Raw genomic sequence first — 17,764 nt, forward strand, 5'->3', positions numbered from 1 at the left:
CTGATGCCGTTTTTAGGAAGTGTATATCAAATATTTGGGTTATATCCGGAACTTTATTATGGGATGATTTCAGCAGAGTTGCAAGAGGAAGCTCAGAAGGAGCATCTTGAAAATAGTAGTGCAGAAGCTGAAGTGGAAGAATAAAAAAAGTGCAGATGAAAATCTGCACTTTTTTGTTAGTATTAAAATGGTGACATAACCTCAAATTAATTATTATTTTTGAATAATAATTAATTTGAGGTTATTATGATTTTCATTACATTGTATGTAATGAAGGTTGTATGAAAATCAATGTAATAAAATGAATATGAATATTAAGGTGGGAAACAACAATGTTTTTGAGAAAATGATTATGTATAAAAATAACATTTGATACATAATCAACCGATTATTTTTGAGTGATTTATTATTGACAATATAATTAATTGTATGATAAATTCAATCAGCATTCTTAATGGTTTTTTGGTATGATTAATATTTTGAAAATTCAATACGGTATAAAGAGATTGATTTTTCTGTTTTTATTGAGACGGGTTACTAAGTCTATAGGGGAAGTGAACTATGTATATTTTTATTTTTAAAATAGAACAGTAATAAAGAATGTAACAAGTAAGAGATAAACTTGAAAAAGAGGTTTCAAAGAATGAGTCTTTTCATAAAGAAAGCAATGGATGAAGAAAAGAAAAAAGTATTGAATCAAACTTTAGGAGCGATTGATTTAACTCTTTTAGGTATTGGAGCAATTATTGGTACAGGTATTTTCGTATTAACTGGTATTGTAGCAGCGAAACATGCTGGTCCGGCGATTGTATTATCTTTTGTATTAGCGGCAATTATATGTGCATGTGTAGCTTTCTGTTATGCTGAATTTGCATCTACAGTTCCAGTTTCGGGAAGTGTATATTCATATACATATATGACACTAGGTGAGATTTTTGCATTTATAGTTGGCTGGTGTGTTATGCTGGAGTATTTATTAGCGACTTCTGCGGTTGCAGCAGGCTGGTCAGCATATTTTCAGTCACTGCTACTAGGTTTTAATATTCACATTCCTACGGTTTTTGCTTCGGCACCAGGAATGGAGAAGGGTGGAATCATTGATTTACCAGCAGTTCTTATTATTTTAGTTGTTACATTTTTATTAAGCCGTGGTGCAAAAGAAAGTGCACGAATTAATAATATAATGGTTATTATTAAACTGGCTGTTATTGTAGGATTTATTGTTGTAGGGACACAATATGTAAGACCAGAGAATTGGCAACCATTTCTACCGTTTGGTTTTCACGGTGTGGTAGGGGGCGCTGCTACTGTATTTTTTGCTTTTTTAGGATTTGATGCAGTTGCAACAGCCGCAGAGGAAGTGAAGCGTCCACAACGTAACGTGCCAATTGGGCTACTTGTTTCCTTGTTCATTTGTACCGTTCTATATGTAGGTGTTTCATTCGTGCTAACTGGAATGGTTCCGTTTACGGAATTAAATGTTGCTGATCCGGTTGCATATGCGTTGCGCACTGTAGGAGAAGATAGAATTGCTGGGTTGTTATCGGTGGGAGCGATAGCAGGGCTAACAACAGTTCTGTTAGTAGCTATGTTTGCATTTGTTCGTGTATCTTATTCGATGAGTCGAGATGGACTGTTACCAAAAAGACTTTCAAGTGTCCATAAACGTTTACAAACTCCATTTTTTAATACGTGGGTTACAGGTATACTAGCAGCTTTATTAGCGGGATTAGTGGATTTGAATTTATTAGCTAATTTAGTGAATATGGGAACGATAACAGCATTTGTGTTTGTATCTATAGCTGTCATTGTATTAAGAAAGACACATCCTGATATGAAGAGGCCATTCCGTGCCCCTCTAGTACCTTTTTTACCTATTGTTTCAATAGTAAGTTGTATATATTTGGCTTTGAACCTTTCTAAGCTTACTTTAATTAGTTTTGTGGCATGGATTATAATAGGCGTTTTCATATATTTTGTATATGCTAAAAAACATAGTAATGTTAGAAATGGAAATAGAGTATAGTCCATTGAAATAATACTTGTAATGGAAATGAAAACACGCTACTTATTCATATAAGAGCAAGTAGCGTGTTTTTTCTATTTAATAATCCCATTTTCTAAAATTTTAATAGTTGGTGCTACTTTCACATTAGCTTTTGAAAAGGCACGTGGCCAATCATCTTCAACTTGTTTCCATTCTTTATAGTGAAATGCTCTCGCATAATCACCAAATCCGAATGGATCGAGTTGCTGTTTTTGAATTTTGTAGATTAATTCGTTTAAATCTTTGTTTAGTTGTTTTGTAATAAGAGAAGTTAATTTCTTTCTATCTTTATCTATATCCATGTTGAATGTAAGTTCAGATACGGCAATTTTTAAATCCATTTTAATATTAAATTTGAAGCGGTTATCGCTATAGTCTGTATCGATATCATGATTCATACTAAGAACGTTTATTGTTATGAAATCGTCGCCTTTTGTATCTTTTAGATGGCTATTACTTTCAACTAAATTACAGGGGATTTTCATTGTAAGTGAAACGGGTATATTAGCTTTCTTTTGCACCATAAGAAGAAGGGCACTTTCATAGCGATTTAAAGACATCTTATAAGTTCCACGAGAAGTTAATAGTGCCGAACCGGTAACAATAACATCTTTCTTCCCTTTTTTTATTTCTGAAATAGCAGGAGTTACGCCTTTATTAAAAGTTTGTCTATGAAATTCATGGAATGTCGTAAACACGGTCCGATTGTATAGTTTGTTCGTATTAATTAAATCTGTTAAATATTCAGGAAGAGCAGGCTTATCTTTGAAATTATTATATATAACAGAAGAAATGGGGCCATCTACTGCAACCATGCGCATATTTCCTGTATTTTTAGGATCGCGATACCAAACATCCAGATAAGGCATAGCTCCTTCTTGTTTTAAAAAATTTGTGCTAAACAATATGAGCTGTAACTTTTCTGTGGACACTAAACCGCTGCTTGAACTGTTAAACGTATCTTTTGCTTCTCGGGGTGTATGTACTTTCGCTTCATGAATTTCGTACTTTTTCTCTACATCTTCATTAAAAATAGGGTTTACGTGATACACAATTAATTTTCCTTTTGGTTTTGCGTCAAAACCGTAAATTAATGAGATGGATTGTTTTTCTAAATCAAGCCGATCTTCACAGCCTACTAAAAAAATTATGAGAAAACAAAATATAATAAAATGAATACAACGTCTCATTTAAATTTTTCTCCTTTTCCAATGCTGATAAAGTGTCATGTATAAGAGAAATACCACTGGGAATAGAAAAACGATAAAATAACTAGCAGTTTCCCAAAATTCCCGCAACGCACTTATCTGATAAGAAGAAGGGATATAAAAGAATAAGATGAAAATACATCCGAATAATAAAAAATAAATAGGTAATGAACTGCCTTTTTTGTTAAGTAATTGATTAATTCCATCTGAAGCAGTGAAAATATAAGGAATACAGGAATCAAAAATAATAAAGAGATAAAATGACAAAAAGATAATTTCAAATCGCTCAAGAAATGAGAAGTGAAACGGTGTAACAAGAGAAAGTGTCGGCCATAAAAACTTTGTTATACCATCTGGACTAAAATAAATAAAAGAAACAAACGTGATTTGAAGATAAATAAATAACGTAATCAAATTCGCAATAACGATTCCTTTTTTTGCAGATGCTTTGTTAGTTAAATAAGGATAAAGGACAAACGAAAACTCGAATCCGAGAAACGCAATGATAGTTGATTTCACGGTGTTTATAATTGGTAGCCATCCTTCCTTGATAAGAGGAAGAAGATATATAAAATGCCCATCTTTAAGAGGAATAAATAATAATAATGGCATCCAAAGTGTAAAGATGACAGTGAAAACAGCAAAACGACTAATAATAAGTGCTCCTTTACATGCAAGCATAAGCATTGGAATAGATAGCAAAATCATAATTAAAGACATAGGAGATCTAGGTAAAATCCAAATATGAATAACGTATAAGAGGGGAAAAATTAAGGAAACAGCTGCGAGTACAGCATATAAAATCCAAAAAATCATTACTACTCTTCCTAGCCATTTTCCAAGATAGCGTATCAGCACATCAAGTAAAGTATATCCTGGATGTTTTTCCATAATTTTTACAATACATAGACTGACTAAAGTAGTAATGACACATCCGATAATAATAGACATCCAGCCATCTGTATTCGCCCCTTGTGCAACTTCACGCGGGAGTGTAAGTACGCCAAATCCCACTTGAACACCACTAATAGTTAAAATGTATTGAAATAAAGTGATTTCCCTCTTTGCACGTTTTGTCACTTATTCTCCTCCTTTTCCTCAACATCGCTTTGCCGGTTATTTTGTTTTAATTGTAGAGATAGTGGCCGTTTCTTCATGATTTTCCATGGGAAACGTACAAGGGTATCTTTTAAGTCCGAAGCATATGACGGAGAAAAAGGACTACCATATGGCACACCAAGTGATTCCATAGAAAGAATATGGATGATAATGATTGCCATTCCAACCATAATTCCAATGACGCCAAATAAAGAGGCTGCTATCATCATTGGGAATCGAAGAAGCCGAATTCCTGCTGACATTTCTAAGTTAGGAATAATGAAAGAGGCAACCGCAGTAATTGATACGACGATAACCATAACGTTACTAACAATCCCAGCTTGAACCGCAGCTTGTCCAATTACAATTCCTCCTACGACGCCGATTGTTTGTCCAACAGGCCCAGGAAGCCGAATCGCTGCTTCTCGGAGCATTTCGAGAACTAATTCCATTAATAAAGCTTCTAATATGGGGGGGAAAGGAATTTTGGCTCGAGATTCTCCAATCGTTAACAACAATTTGAGCGGAATTACTTCATAATGGAAGGAAATCATAGCAATATAAAGAGCAGGAGCAAATATTGCAATAAATAGCCCAGTGAAACGAAGGAGTCGTATAAAAGATGGAATCATAGGTCTGAAGCTGTAATCATCTATCGTCTGAAAAAAGGATGAAAAGGTCATCGGTCCTATTAATACGCCTGGTGAGCGATCTACAACAACAGCAATTCGCCCATTCAAAATATGATGTGCCGTTGTGTCAGGACGTTCAGTGATAGACAATTGTGGGAAGAGAGTATAGGAATTATCTTCAACAAATCCTTCTAATTCACCGGTAGTAAGAATAGCATCTACTTTGATTGATTCAATGCGGCATGCCATATCTTGTACAACATCTTCGTTTGCAACATCTGCAAGATAAAGTAAAAAAACTTTAGAGGTTGCTCGTTCGCCAACAGTGAATTCCTTCACTTTTAATTCGCGATTTGGAATATAGCGACGAATAAGTGCGATACTATCACTTGCCACTTCATTAAATCCTTCGTGTGAGCTTTTTATGGAAGTCTCTGTTGTAGGTTCTTCAATACTCCTTTTTGGCGCCGCTTGTGTATCTAGTTCTAAAGCTGATAATTGCCCGTTTATAAATAAAATACTTTTGCCATGTAAGAGAGATTGCTCAATGTCTATCCACTTCTGAACTTTTTTAATATTCCCTATAGAAACAGAAGATTCCCAAAAATCATCTTCATTCCATTCTTTAAATAAGAGAGGACGAAGAATATCTACATTAATAACAGTTTTATCTACAAGTCCTTCCATATATATAAGAGCAGCTTCTTTTCCGTTTTTTAACGGGAAAGTGCGTGTAATTAATTCTGGAATACCACTAAATAATTTGGATAAGTGTTTAAGATTAAGCGGCATGGAGGAAGAAATTTCTTTATTTAATACAGTTTCAGATTGCTCATGTGTAGAGAAAGATTTTTCGCCCCTTATCCATTTTCGAAAAGATCCCATATATTCACCTTATTCCTCGTTGAACTTTATATGGGTTATTATGGATAGTTACATACAGACATATGCGCAGTTTAAAATTTATATTGTATATTTGTACATTTAACGCTATAATTATAGTGTTAAAGATGGAATCGTGATATGACCTGTTATGAATCTATCTTTTTATTTATGAATAAATGGATTGGTATTTTAGCAAGATGTGCTAATAAACTACTCCACCATGATGATAGCGTGCCCAAAATGTGGTGCGTATATTTTCGTGGTGGAGTTTTTTTTATTCTCAAAAAGGGGGAAAGACCATGAATGACAACATGGTTCATATTACAATTGACGGAAAAAAGTATACAGCGGAGCCTGGTTCAACGATATTGGGTGTTATTAATGAGAACGGGATTGAACATCCGCAAATTTGTTACGTGCCGGAAGTAGATCCTATTCAAACATGTGACACTTGTATTGTAGAAGTTGACGGAAAGTTAATGCGTTCTTGTTCGACGATAGCAACGGAAGGTATGAACGTTGAGCGTGCTTCTGTTCGCGCAAAAGAAGCACAAACAGAGGCGATGGATCGGTTACTAGAAAATCATTTATTATACTGTACAGTATGTGACAACAACAATGGGAACTGTAAACTGCATAATACAGCAGAATTAATGGAAATTGAACATCAAAAATATCCTTATGAACCGAAAGTAGATGTAAGTGAAGTTGATATGACGCATCCGTTTTATCGCTATGACCCTAATCAATGTATTGCATGCGGTCAATGCGTTGAGGTGTGTCAAAACTTACAAGTAAATGAAACGTTATCGATAGACTGGGAAGCGGAACGCCCACGAGTTATTTGGGATGAAGGAGTAAATATTAATGATTCTTCATGCGTTAGCTGTGGTCAATGTGTAACGATTTGCCCTTGTAACGCTTTAATGGAGAAAACGATGCTCGGTGAAGCTGGATTTATGACGGGATTAAAACCAGATATTCTTGAACCGATGGTAGATTTAATTAAAGAAGTTGAGCCTGGATATAGCGGTATTTTTGCGGTATCAGAAGTGGAAGCGGCCATGCGTGATACTCGTACGAAGAAAACGAAAACAGTATGTACATTTTGTGGTGTAGGTTGTTCGTTTGAAGTGTGGACGAAGGGGCGTAAAATCCTTAAAGTACAGCCATCTTCAGATGCACCAGTTAACGCAATTTCCACTTGTGTAAAAGGGAAATTTGGTTGGGATTTCGTAAATTCTAAAGAACGAATTACAAAACCTTTAATTCGTAAAAATGGAACGTTTGTTGAATCTACATGGGAAGAAGCACTGAATGTAGTTGCAAATAAATTAGGTACTATTAAAGAAGAGTACGGTAAAGGTTCTATCGGATTTATTTCTTCATCTAAAATTACGAATGAAGACAATTACGTTATTCAAAAACTAGCCCGACAAGTATTTGAAACGAATAATATTGATAACTGCTCACGTTATTGCCAATCACCAGCAACGGATGGTTTGTTCCGTACAATTGGTATGGGTGGTGATGCAGGAACGATTAAAGATATTGCGCAATCTGGTCTTGTTATTATTGTAGGATGTAATCCGACAGAAGGTCATCCTGTTTTAGCTACACGTATTAAACGTGCACATAAATTACACGGACAAAAGTTAATTGTAGCTGATCTTCGTAAAACAGAAATGGCAGAGCGATCAGATGTCTTTATTAGTCCAAAACAAGGAACAGATCAAGTATGGTTAATGGCTGTTACGAAATATATGATTGATCAAGGTTGGCATGATCAAGAATTTATTAATGAGAATGTAAACTTCTTTGAAGATTTCAAAGAGAGCCTGAAAGAATATACACTTGAATATGGAGAAGAAATGACTGGTATTTCAAAAGAAACACTTATTCAAATGGCTGAAATGATTCGTGATGCAGATGGTACATGTATCCTTTGGGGGATGGGAGTAACGCAAAATACAGGTGGCTCTGATACTTCCGCTGCGATTTCAAACTTACTTCTTGCAACAGGGAACTATCGTCGTCCAGGAGCAGGTGCATACCCACTTCGAGGTCACAATAACGTACAAGGTGCTTGTGATATGGGTACTTTACCAGGATGGCTTCCAGGATATCAGCACGTTACTAACGAAATGGAACGTGCGAAATTTGAAACTGCTTACGGAGTGAAAATTGATAGTGAACCAGGTCTTAATAATATTGAAATGCTTCACGCAATTGACGAAGGAAAAATGAAAGCAATGTATCTTGTCGGAGAAGATATGGCTCTTGTAGATTCTAATGCAAATCATGTACATGAAGTGTTAACGAGCCTTGATTTCTTCGTTGTGCAAGATGTTTTCCTTTCTAAAACTGCTCAATATGCAGATGTTGTATTACCAGCAGCGCCATCTCTTGAGAAAGAAGGTACTTTCACAAATACAGAGCGCCGTGTCCAAAGATTATATCAAGTTCTTCCTACGCTAGGAGATGCGAAACCAGACTGGTGGATCGTCCAGGAAGTTGCGAATAAACTAGGTGCAAACTGGAATTATAGCCACCCAAGTGAAATCTTTGCTGAAATGGCAAGTTTATCACCATTGTTCTCGCAAGCGAACTATGAAGTGCTTGAAGGATGGAACAGTTTCCATTGGGGAAGTTTTGATGGAACGAATACACCACTTCTGTTCCAAGATGGATTTAACTTCCCAGATAAAAAAGCTCGTTTTGCGATTGCTGACTGGGTACGTCCAGCTGAATTTCCAGCCGAGTTTGACCTTCACATTAACAACGGTCGTATGCTTGAGCATTTCCATGAAGGGAATATGACAAATAAATCACCAGGTATTCAAACGAAAGTACCTGGTGTTTTCGTTGAAATCTCTCCAGACCTTGCAAAAGAACGTGGCGTAAAAACAGGTTCGTTAGTTCGTCTTGTCTCTCCTTTTGGAGCATTAAAATTACGTGCACTCGTTACAGATCGTGTAAAAGCGAATGAGTTATATTTACCGATGAACTCTACAGATAACGAAACGGCAATTAATTTCTTAACAGGTCCTGCTGTGGATGTACGTACGAATACACCTGCGTATAAACAAACGAAAGTACGTATGGAAGTGTTAGAAGTTGATGGCGAAAATCCGATGCCAAAAGCGAACCCACGCAATAAAAAACGTCACCCTCAAGCTGGAATTGAGGTACATCGTAAGTGGGCACGTACAGGGTATGTGCATTTAACGGATAAGTAGGAGGAGAAAACTATGGCTGCACCTATAAAAATGATTCAAAAACAAGAATTAACTGAGGAAGAAATAAAACAGCAAAAGTTAGATGATTTAAAAGAGCTTCTAACTAATAATGAAGAAGCTCTAAATCAGATGTTTAATATAGTAGGGGAATTAAATGACATTGGAATGCTAGAAGCTGCAAATTCTATGCTAAAAGCGAAAGAACCAATTGCGAAGATTGTTCTAGGTCAAGTAACTCGTGAGCCTGTTACAAATTTAATTAATAATATGATGGGCGCTGCAGGTGCGTTAACTGAACTTGACCCAGAACTTACGAAAAAGCTTATAGGTAGTTTATTAGTCGGGCTAGAAGAAGGTAATGAACATCTAGAAAGTAATAAAAAAGTAGGGGTATTCGATCTTATGAAAGTATTGAAAGACCCAGATATTAACCGTGCGATCGGGTTTGGGCTTCATTTCTTAAAAGGTATGGGGAAAGGGTTAAAAGACGAATAAACTTCATGAAGTGAACCTTTTCGCCCAAATATTTGTACGAAATAGTTTGGGCGGAAGGCTCATTTTGGTAAAATATATAATAAAGTAAAATGAGGCTTTTGGGAGGTATAATTGTATGTCAAAAAAAGTACATGAATTTAATGATATGATCCGAAAACTTCGAAAGGAACTTTTCGGAAAAGGACCGGAACGAATTCATACTGTTTTTGCAGAAAATATGGCTATAGCGACTCTTTATGGAAACTTAACACCTACTGAAAAATTTATTTCAAGTACGATGGACGGTGCGGAAATGGTTCATCTGGCTAGAACAAAAATGATTCAAGAAGTGTATGCTGCGAATTCCCGTGAACATTTGGAGGAACTTGTTGGCGCGAAATTAGTGAATTTGTTTTCAGATATGAAAGTAGAAGAAGATATTGCAGTTTCGGTATTTGTTTTTGATAAAAATATAACGTGAGAGAAGGATACTGATCGTGAAACCGATACAGGTAGAAAGAGAAATCTTTCGTTATGAACAAGAGGTATTTAAGCATATAGAGGACAGCATTGTAACAGAGTTTCCTGTCACCATTAAAATGAACGGACAGGAGTTTGTTACAATGGTTAGTACTCCAGAATATATAGAAGATATGGTAATAGGCTTCTTAGCATCTGAAGGAATCATTCGAAAGTATGAAGATATTGATAGTGTATGGGTGCAGGAGAAAGAAGGATTTGTACATGTAACAACGACAAAAGTAAATCCGTATTATGAACAAATGCAAAATAAACGATATATTACGTCTTGTTGTGGTATGAGTAGGCAAGGATTTGTTTTTGCAAATGATGCACTAAGTGCAAAAAAGATGAAGGGTGTCCATGTACAGGTTGCTGCCGATGATTGTTTTCGGTTAATGAAAGAAATGCAGCAATCTGCGGATACGTTTCATCATACTGGCGGGGTTCATAATGCAGCTTTATGTGATGTGAATGGTATTATTTTAAGCCGAATGGATATTGGTAGGCATAATGCACTAGACAAAATTTACGGTTATTGTTTAAAAAACGATATTTCTATAAAAGATAAAATCATTGTTTTTAGTGGTCGTATTTCTTCGGAAATATTATTGAAAGTTGCAAAAATCGGTTGTGAAATTATACTATCAAAATCAGCTCCAACTGAGTTAGCTTTGCAACTAGCGGAAGATTTAGGTATTACGACAATAGGATTTATTCGTAATCACTCCTTAAATGTGTATACCCATCCAGAGCGTGTTTTAAATATAAAATAAAAGTGAGGCAATGAAGATGAAATCAGTTACATTAGACAAGTTGCAACGTCCGTTAAAGGATTTACGTATTTCAGTTACTGATCGCTGTAATTTTCGCTGTCGATATTGTATGCCAGAAGAAATATTTGGTCCTGATTACTCGTTTTTGTCTAATGACAAAATTTTATCTTTTGATGAAATTGAAAGGATAACACGTATTTTCGTTTCTTTAGGTGTGAGAAAATTACGGATTACAGGCGGAGAACCGTTACTTAGAAGAGGGCTTCCAAAGCTTATTGAGCGGCTTCATAAAATAGATGGTGTAGAAGATATCGGTTTAACAACCAATGGATCGTTACTTAAAAAATTTGCTCCTGATTTATATAAGGCGGGACTATCACGTGTAACAGTTAGCTTAGATTCCTTAGAAGAAGAGCGGTTTTTCTATTTAAATGGTAATAGGAGCAAAGTGCAAAGGGTTCTGGAAGGAATACAGGCTGCAGCTGAAGTTGGAATGAAAATTAAAATAAACATGGTCGTTCAAAAGGGAAAAAACGAACAGGACATTTTGCAGATGGCGCAATACTTTAAGGAAAACAAGCATATTCTTCGTTTTATTGAGTATATGGACGTTGGAAATTATAATGGTTGGGATTTAAAAGAGGTCGTCTCTAAACAAGAAATAGTAGATACGATTCATCAAGTTATGCCGTTAGAACGGATAGAAGCAAATTATTCTGGTGAAGTGGCTACTAGGTATCGTTATATAGGAAGCGACGAGGAAATAGGTATTATTTCATCGGTAACAGATTCTTTTTGCTCATCATGTACGAGAGCTCGTATTTCTGCAGAAGGAAAATTATATACTTGCTTATTTGCTTCTAAAGGAAATGATTTAAGAGAATTGCTTCGTTCTGAACATACAGATGAGGACATTACAGATGTAGTACGCGATATATGGAATAATAGGGAAGATCGTTATTCAGATGAACGCTTAAATCATAAAAATAAGAATACAATACCTAAAATTGAAATGTCACATATCGGTGGTTAATATATAAAGCTAGCGTCATAGTGAAAAATGGGGAATTTACAAGAGTTGTGGATTTTCTATTTTATAGTAAAAGTGATGATTGATATCTCTGTAAAAGATGTGCAGAGAAATTAAGCAGCATTCAAAAACCTTTATTTTGAGGAGGTTTTTTGAAGCTGCTTTTTTATTTGGAGAAAATGGAGGAATGGGTAATGGCATTTCATAAGCCGGAACAAATTGCTGAGCTTGTCATTGAGGCCGGTGTTCAAAAAGTAAGACAGACATTGCCAGCGATGCTTATTCTCGGTTTTTTAGGAGGAGCGTTTATTGCGATAGGTTTTTTACTTAACATTCGAGTTTTAGGGAATTTACCTGAGCGCTGGGGGAGTCTAGTGAATGTTTTAGGAGGAGCGGTATTTCCTGTTGGACTTATGCTCGTAGTATTAGCAGGAGGAGAATTAATTACGGGAAATATGATGTCACTGTCTATGGCGCTTTATGCAAAGAAAATTACATTGATAAGTGTACTGAATAACTGGGTTTGGATTACTCTCATGAATTTTATTGGGGCAATTTTCGTTGCGTATTGCTTTGGACATCTTGGCGGATTAACAGAGGGAGAGTATTTAAATAAAACAGTAGCGATAGCGGAAGGGAAGTTACATGAATCATTTGGAAGAACTTTAATTTTAGCAATTGGTTGTAATTGGCTCGTTTGTCTTGCTCTTTGGCTCGCTTACGGGACGAGTGATTTTGTCGGAAAAATCATCGGAATTTGGATTCCAATTATGGCATTTGTAGTGATTGGATTTCAGCAAGTAGTAGCAAATATGTTTGTCATTTCCGCTGTTATTTTTGCTGGTCATCTAACGTGGATGGATTTGGCTAAAAATTTTGTTCCTGTTTTTATCGGAAATGTAATTGGAGGAGCTGGGTTTGTTGGTTTTGCTTACTTTGCTTGTTATCAGAAACAACATTCTAATATGAAATAGAGTTCTTGAGAGGAAGGGTATGTAATGGCTGATCGGTATTCACGACAACAGTTGTTCAAACCAATTGGGAGTAAAGGACAAGAAAAAATTCGAAATAAACATGTGTTAATTGTAGGGGCAGGCGCATTAGGAAGTGCAAGTGCCGAAAGTTTCGTACGTGCAGGTGTTGGCAAGTTGACGATTATTGATCGTGACTACGTTGAATGGAGTAATTTACAAAGGCAACAATTGTACTCTGAACAAGATGCGAGAGAGAAAATGCCGAAAGCAATTGCTGCAAAAAATCGGTTAGAACAAATTAATTCGGAAGTACAAATACATGCTTTCGTAATGGATGCAACTTCAGAAAATATGGAAGGTCTATTAAAAAATGTAGATGTAATCATTGATGCAACAGATAATTTTGATATTCGATTTGTAATAAATGATTTATCACAAAAACATAATATTCCTTGGGTATATGGTTCTTGCGTTGGATCGTATGGTATGAGTTATACAATTATTCCGCAAGAGACACCGTGTTTACATTGTATGCTGAAAAATATTCCTGTTACAGGTGTGACATGTGATACCGCTGGAATTATTAGCCCGACTGTTCAAATCGTCGCAGCATATCAATTGGCAGAAGCACTCAAAATTTTAGTGGAAGATTTCTCAGCAATTAGAAAAACATTTTTCATGTTTGATATATGGAGTAATCAAAATCATTTTATAAAATTAGGGAAAATAAAAACAGACGCTTGTCTCTCATGCGGTTTGAATCGAACTTATCCTTATTTATCATACGAAAATCAAACGAAAGCAGCTGTTTTATGCGGAAGAAATACAGTTCAAATTAGAACAGTAGAAAATAGGAAATACAATTTTGATGATATAGAAAAAGTATTACAAAAACTGGGGAAAGTAGATCGGAATCCGTATTTACTATCTTGCCAATTCGATGATTACCGCGTGGTTGTTTTTCGAGATGGTCGTGTTTTTATTCATGGTACAAATGATATTTCGAAAGCGAAACAACTATATTATCGCGTATTCGGTTAATAGAGAGGGTGTCAACAATGGAAAGAAGAGTGCCAATTACGGTTGAAGAAGCTGTTCGTAAAGTGATGGGATTTGCTGATAAAGGCTTAAAGGAGCTATTACCAATTGAATTAGCTTATGGACGTATATTAGCAGAGGATTTAATAGCTGACCATGATGTACCGTCATTTAATCGTTCGCCGTATGACGGATTTGCTATTCGAGCAGAAGATACTAATTTAGCAAGTTATGAAACGCCAATTGTATTTGAAGTAGTGGGTGAAATTGGTGCAGGATCGCTATTCCATGAGAAAGTAGGTCCGTTTCAAGCAGTTCGAATTATGACGGGAGCACAAATTCCGAATGGGTGTGATGCGGTTGTTATGTTAGAGCTGACTCGTCAATATGAGAAGAATGGCAACAATTATATGGAAGTGAAGCGATCATTCAAAAAGGGCGACAATATTTCTTTTCAAGGTGAAGATGCTCGTAAAGGAACGGTTCTTGCAAAGAAAGGATCGTACATTAATCCAGGTATTTCAGCTCTTCTTGCTACATTCGGTTATAGTGAAGTGCCAGTTGCGAGAAAGCCTGTAATTGGACTGTTAGCGACTGGGAGTGAATTGCTTGATGTCGATGATTCATTACAGCCAGGGAAAATCCGAAATAGTAATACGTATATGATATTGTCTCAAATTCGAAGAGCACGCGGCAGAGTAAAATATTTGGGGAAGTTTAGTGATGATTTTAATACATGTTTTACAGCTGTGAAAGAAGCGCTTGGGCAAGTGGATATGTTAATTACAACGGGCGGTGTATCAGTAGGAGATTACGATTATTTACCAGCTATTTACGAAAAGTTAGGTGCCTCTGTTCTTTTCAATAAAGTTGCAATGCGGCCAGGGAGTGTTACGACTGTAGCACAATTAAATGGCAAGTTATTATTTGGTTTATCAGGAAATCCATCAGCTTGTTATGTAGGGTTTGAATTATTCGTAAGACCGTGTATTCGGGCGTATATGTTTAGTGAAAAAGTACATTTAAAAAGAGAAAAAGCGTTATTAGGAGAAGATTTTCTAAAACCGAATCCATTTACAAGATTTGTACGAGCGAAATTGCAATATGATGAGGGGAAATTAATAGCTTATCCATCAGGTTTTGATAAATCTAGCTCAGTTTCCTCATTGGCAGAATCAAACGTGTTTATCGTATTGCCGGGCGGGACAAGAGGATATAAAAAAGATATGTTTGTCGATGTTCTTTTATTAGAAGATAACGAAGGTAGTGAATGGCCTTGGACATTTCATAAAGTGAGAGGTGGTTCTAATGGGACAAGTGTTATTTGAGATTGTAGATAATCCGATTTTAGTTGAAGAAGTAACGAATAAAGTCGCAAGAAGGGAAGCGGGTGCGATTACAACATTTATTGGTACCGTGAGAGAACTTACAAAAGGAAAACGAACGCTACATTTAGAGTATGAAGCATATAAACCGATGGCAGTAAAACAACTTATGAGAATTGGTGAAGAAATTAGTGAAAGATGGCCGGATGCAAAAGTAGCAATTACGCACCGTGTAGGGCGGCTAGAAATCATGGATATTGCGGTAGTCATTGCAGTTTCATCACCGCATCGTAAAGTAGCTTATGAAGCGAATGAGTACGCGATTGAACGTATAAAACGAATCGTTCCAATTTGGAAAAAAGAATTTCGGGAAGATGGAACGATGTGGGTTGGAGATCAACTTGAAAACACACCATATCCAGAAGGAAAACCAAAGAAGGAAGAATGAGAAAATGATTACAATTTTATTGTTTGCAAATTTGCGTGAGGAAGTCGGATTGGATCAATTAATAATTTCAGAAAAACAAGAAATGACTGTTGGGCAATTAAAAGAATGGTTGAAAGATAGTTATCATTTGCAATCCTTGGATACAGTAATGGTTGCAATTAATGAAGAGTTTGTAACGAATGAAGAGATGATAAAAGTAGGAGATATAGTCGCATTAATCCCGCCCGTTAGCGGAGGGTAATAAGCTTTTTCAACAGATGAAGCGCCAAGAAGATGTTGTATATAAATTAGAATAAGAGAAGGGATGAGTTCTATGCTTACTCAAGAACAAATAATAAATGCATTAAAACATGTAGAGGATCCAGAGTTACACAAAAGTGTTGTAGAATTAAATATGGTTAGAAATATACAAATGAACGGAACAGAGGTTAAACTTGAAGTAGTACTAACAATACAAGGTTGTCCGTTAAAAGCAAAAATTCAACAAGATATTGAAGAATCACTTCACGCAATTGGTGCCTCTAAAGTGGATGTAACATTTGGTTCTATGACACAAGAAGAACGTGCAGCTTTAACAGAGAAGTTAAAGAAAAATAGTAGAACAGAAACTGGTATGCCGAGCATGCTTCGCCTTGATTCAGGAGTACGGTTTATTACTGTAACGAGTGGAAAAGGTGGAGTTGGAAAATCAACGGTGACAATTAATCTTGCAACTGCACTAGCTCGTATGGGCAAAAAAGTGGGGATATTAGATGCAGACATATATGGTTTTAGTATTCCAGCTATGATGGAAACGAATAAGAAACCAACGATGATTGATCAAACAGCAATTCCGGTCGTTAGTCACGGTGTTAAAATTATGTCGATGGGATTTTTTACGGAAGGAAATAACCCGGTTATGTGGCGCGGACCGATGTTAAATAAATGGATTCAAAATTTCCTTGCGAATACGCACTGGGGAGAATTAGATTATTTACTTCTTGATTTACCACCTGGTACAGGAGATGTTGCTATTGATGTTGCAGCAATGATCCCGCAGGCGCAAGAAATTATCGTTACAACACCACACAATGTAGCTTCGTTCGTAGCATCTAGAGTAGGAGTTATGGCAAAGCATACGAAACACGAGATTTTAGGGATTGTAGAAAATATGGCTTATTATGAAGAGCAAGATGGATCGAAAAACTATCTCTTCGGAAAAGGTGGCGGCGAAATGCTTGCAGAACAATTGCAAACAGAAGTGATCGCGAAAATACCTTTTGCAAAACGAGAAGAAAATAACGGTTCATCTGTATATGATGAAGACTCTCTTGTAGGAGAAGTGTTTACATCGTTAGCTGAGGATATTATTTATAGAGGATAGAGGGGGAAGTTTAATATGGCATGTAACATTGATCATTCTATTGAAGATGTGATGAATAAGCTTGAAAGTCAAAAGAGTTTTTTACCTGAAGGGATCTTTAAAGAGTTAAAGAGTTTTTTGCAAGGTATTCATTCACAGAAATTATTAAATGATGTTTTTCACCTCCTAAAAAAGTATGATTTAGTCAGTGAGGAAGAACGAGAGACGAGAAACGCACAATTATTGTACATTTTGAATTAAGTACTCTTTGGCTTTAGAATTTTTTCAGAAGGGGTGAATGTAATGAATATGAAAAAGATGATTGAAATGGTAGAAGCAACTAAAGTGACTGACGAAGAATTATCGATTTCTACTTTACATCAAAAGCTTGTGAAGTTGTATAGTCAAAAAGATTGTGCAGAGGATACGGAGTTATTAAAATATATTTTATCATTATCCGTGCAGCTGAAGCTGAATCTCGTATTGAAATATTTTGGTGTGCGTCCGGTTGTTGCTGCAGACGAGCGTATGCAATTTCAAGAGATATTTAAATGCTTAGCTAAGAAAGATGAGAATGGGGAATGGTTTCTAAATTTTGTTTCTTTATATGTAGGGCTAATTGTAGTTCTTCATTTTGATGAGAAAGTGATTGAGAGCAATTTTTTTGATGATATGGTAGTGGGTGAATGTAATGAAATATAAGATTCTGCTCATAACGTTTTTCTATTT

18 protein-coding genes are annotated in these 17,764 nt (G+C 36.0%); 15 read left to right on the forward strand and 3 right to left on the reverse strand.

What is annotated here, in order from left to right; genetic code table 11:
• Positions 1-3 precede the first annotated feature (3 nt).
• Together N2V92_RS17105 and N2V92_RS17110 are read left to right on the forward strand one after the other, a co-directional pair.
• The gene (locus N2V92_RS17105) at positions 4-144 is read left to right on the forward strand and encodes a hypothetical protein (protein WP_001116193.1); all 141 of its coding nucleotides are present in this window, start codon (positions 4-6) and stop codon (positions 142-144) included.
• A gap of 499 nt (positions 145-643) precedes the next feature.
• Positions 644-2,026 carry an APC family permease gene (locus tag N2V92_RS17110; RefSeq protein WP_000051659.1) on the forward strand — a complete coding sequence of 461 codons (1,383 nt, stop codon included), beginning with the start codon at positions 644-646 and terminating at the stop codon, positions 2,024-2,026.
• Between the two features lie 74 nt (positions 2,027-2,100).
• Here the strand turns inward: N2V92_RS17110 and N2V92_RS17115 are convergent, their stop codons facing one another.
• The 3 genes from N2V92_RS17115 to N2V92_RS17125 are packed head-to-tail and all read right to left on the reverse strand — an operon-like array spanning position 2,101 to position 5,870.
• Positions 2,101-3,237, reverse strand: a complete 1,137-nt coding sequence (locus tag N2V92_RS17115) for a Ger(x)C family spore germination protein (protein ID WP_042595422.1) — start codon at positions 3,235-3,237, stop codon at positions 2,101-2,103.
• Entirely contained in the window at positions 3,238-4,335 is a 1,098-nt protein-coding gene (locus N2V92_RS17120) for an endospore germination permease (protein ID WP_042595420.1), read from the reverse strand. It abuts the gene before it with no gap.
• Positions 4,332-5,870 (reverse strand): spore germination protein, encoded by a 1,539-nt coding sequence (locus N2V92_RS17125; RefSeq protein ID WP_017763495.1) that lies wholly within the window; start codon positions 5,868-5,870, stop codon positions 4,332-4,334. Before N2V92_RS17125 ends, N2V92_RS17120 begins: the two co-directional genes overlap by 4 nt.
• A gap of 299 nt (positions 5,871-6,169) precedes the next feature.
• Between N2V92_RS17125 and fdhF the strand changes: the two genes are divergently transcribed.
• The 13 genes from fdhF to N2V92_RS17190 all read left to right on the forward strand — a co-directional run bounded on the left by fdhF (position 6,170) and on the right by N2V92_RS17190 (position 17,737).
• A complete protein-coding gene (gene fdhF / locus N2V92_RS17130; RefSeq protein ID WP_042595418.1) occupies positions 6,170-9,109 on the forward strand; it encodes a formate dehydrogenase subunit alpha in 2,940 nt (979 codons plus the stop codon).
• A gap of 12 nt (positions 9,110-9,121) precedes the next feature.
• Positions 9,122-9,604 (forward strand): DUF1641 domain-containing protein, encoded by a 483-nt coding sequence (locus N2V92_RS17135; RefSeq protein ID WP_000729897.1) that lies wholly within the window; start codon positions 9,122-9,124, stop codon positions 9,602-9,604.
• Between the two features lie 115 nt (positions 9,605-9,719).
• Positions 9,720-10,064, forward strand: coding sequence for a DUF2294 domain-containing protein (locus N2V92_RS17140; protein ID WP_000039580.1), 345 nt, complete (start codon positions 9,720-9,722; stop codon positions 10,062-10,064).
• A 16-nt stretch (positions 10,065-10,080) separates the two neighbouring features.
• Positions 10,081-10,878, forward strand: coding sequence for a formate dehydrogenase accessory sulfurtransferase FdhD (gene fdhD, locus N2V92_RS17145; RefSeq protein WP_000802662.1), 798 nt, complete (start codon positions 10,081-10,083; stop codon positions 10,876-10,878).
• Positions 10,879-10,894: 16 nt separating this feature from the next.
• Positions 10,895-11,911 (forward strand): GTP 3',8-cyclase MoaA, encoded by a 1,017-nt coding sequence (gene moaA / locus N2V92_RS17150; RefSeq protein ID WP_000844115.1) that lies wholly within the window; start codon positions 10,895-10,897, stop codon positions 11,909-11,911.
• A gap of 191 nt (positions 11,912-12,102) precedes the next feature.
• Entirely contained in the window at positions 12,103-12,882 is a 780-nt protein-coding gene (locus N2V92_RS17155; RefSeq protein ID WP_000863998.1) for a formate/nitrite transporter family protein, read from the forward strand.
• Positions 12,883-12,906: 24 nt separating this feature from the next.
• Positions 12,907-13,923, forward strand: a complete 1,017-nt coding sequence (locus N2V92_RS17160) for a molybdopterin-synthase adenylyltransferase MoeB (protein ID WP_042595416.1) — start codon at positions 12,907-12,909, stop codon at positions 13,921-13,923.
• Positions 13,924-13,940: 17 nt separating this feature from the next.
• A complete protein-coding gene (locus N2V92_RS17165; protein WP_042595413.1) occupies positions 13,941-15,248 on the forward strand; it encodes a molybdopterin molybdotransferase MoeA in 1,308 nt (435 codons plus the stop codon).
• Complete coding sequence (gene moaE, locus N2V92_RS17170) at positions 15,229-15,693, forward strand: molybdopterin synthase catalytic subunit MoaE (protein ID WP_000531883.1); 465 nt, start codon at positions 15,229-15,231, stop codon at positions 15,691-15,693. The genes N2V92_RS17165 and moaE overlap by 20 nt, the downstream gene beginning before the upstream one ends.
• Positions 15,694-15,697: 4 nt before the next feature.
• Complete coding sequence (gene moaD / locus N2V92_RS17175) at positions 15,698-15,934, forward strand: molybdopterin converting factor subunit 1 (protein WP_000628473.1); 237 nt, start codon at positions 15,698-15,700, stop codon at positions 15,932-15,934.
• A gap of 72 nt (positions 15,935-16,006) precedes the next feature.
• Complete coding sequence (locus N2V92_RS17180; protein WP_000957495.1) at positions 16,007-17,056, forward strand: P-loop NTPase; 1,050 nt, start codon at positions 16,007-16,009, stop codon at positions 17,054-17,056.
• Between the two features lie 15 nt (positions 17,057-17,071).
• Entirely contained in the window at positions 17,072-17,296 is a 225-nt protein-coding gene (locus N2V92_RS17185; protein WP_000752380.1) for a hypothetical protein, read from the forward strand.
• A gap of 42 nt (positions 17,297-17,338) precedes the next feature.
• Positions 17,339-17,737 (forward strand): hypothetical protein, encoded by a 399-nt coding sequence (locus N2V92_RS17190; protein WP_001056280.1) that lies wholly within the window; start codon positions 17,339-17,341, stop codon positions 17,735-17,737.
• Positions 17,738-17,764: the final 27 nt, after the last annotated feature.

It is taken from the genome of Bacillus sp. CH_48, from assembly GCF_038008465.1.
Lineage (GTDB): Bacteria > Bacillota > Bacilli > Bacillales > Bacillaceae_G > Bacillus_A > Bacillus_A thuringiensis_S.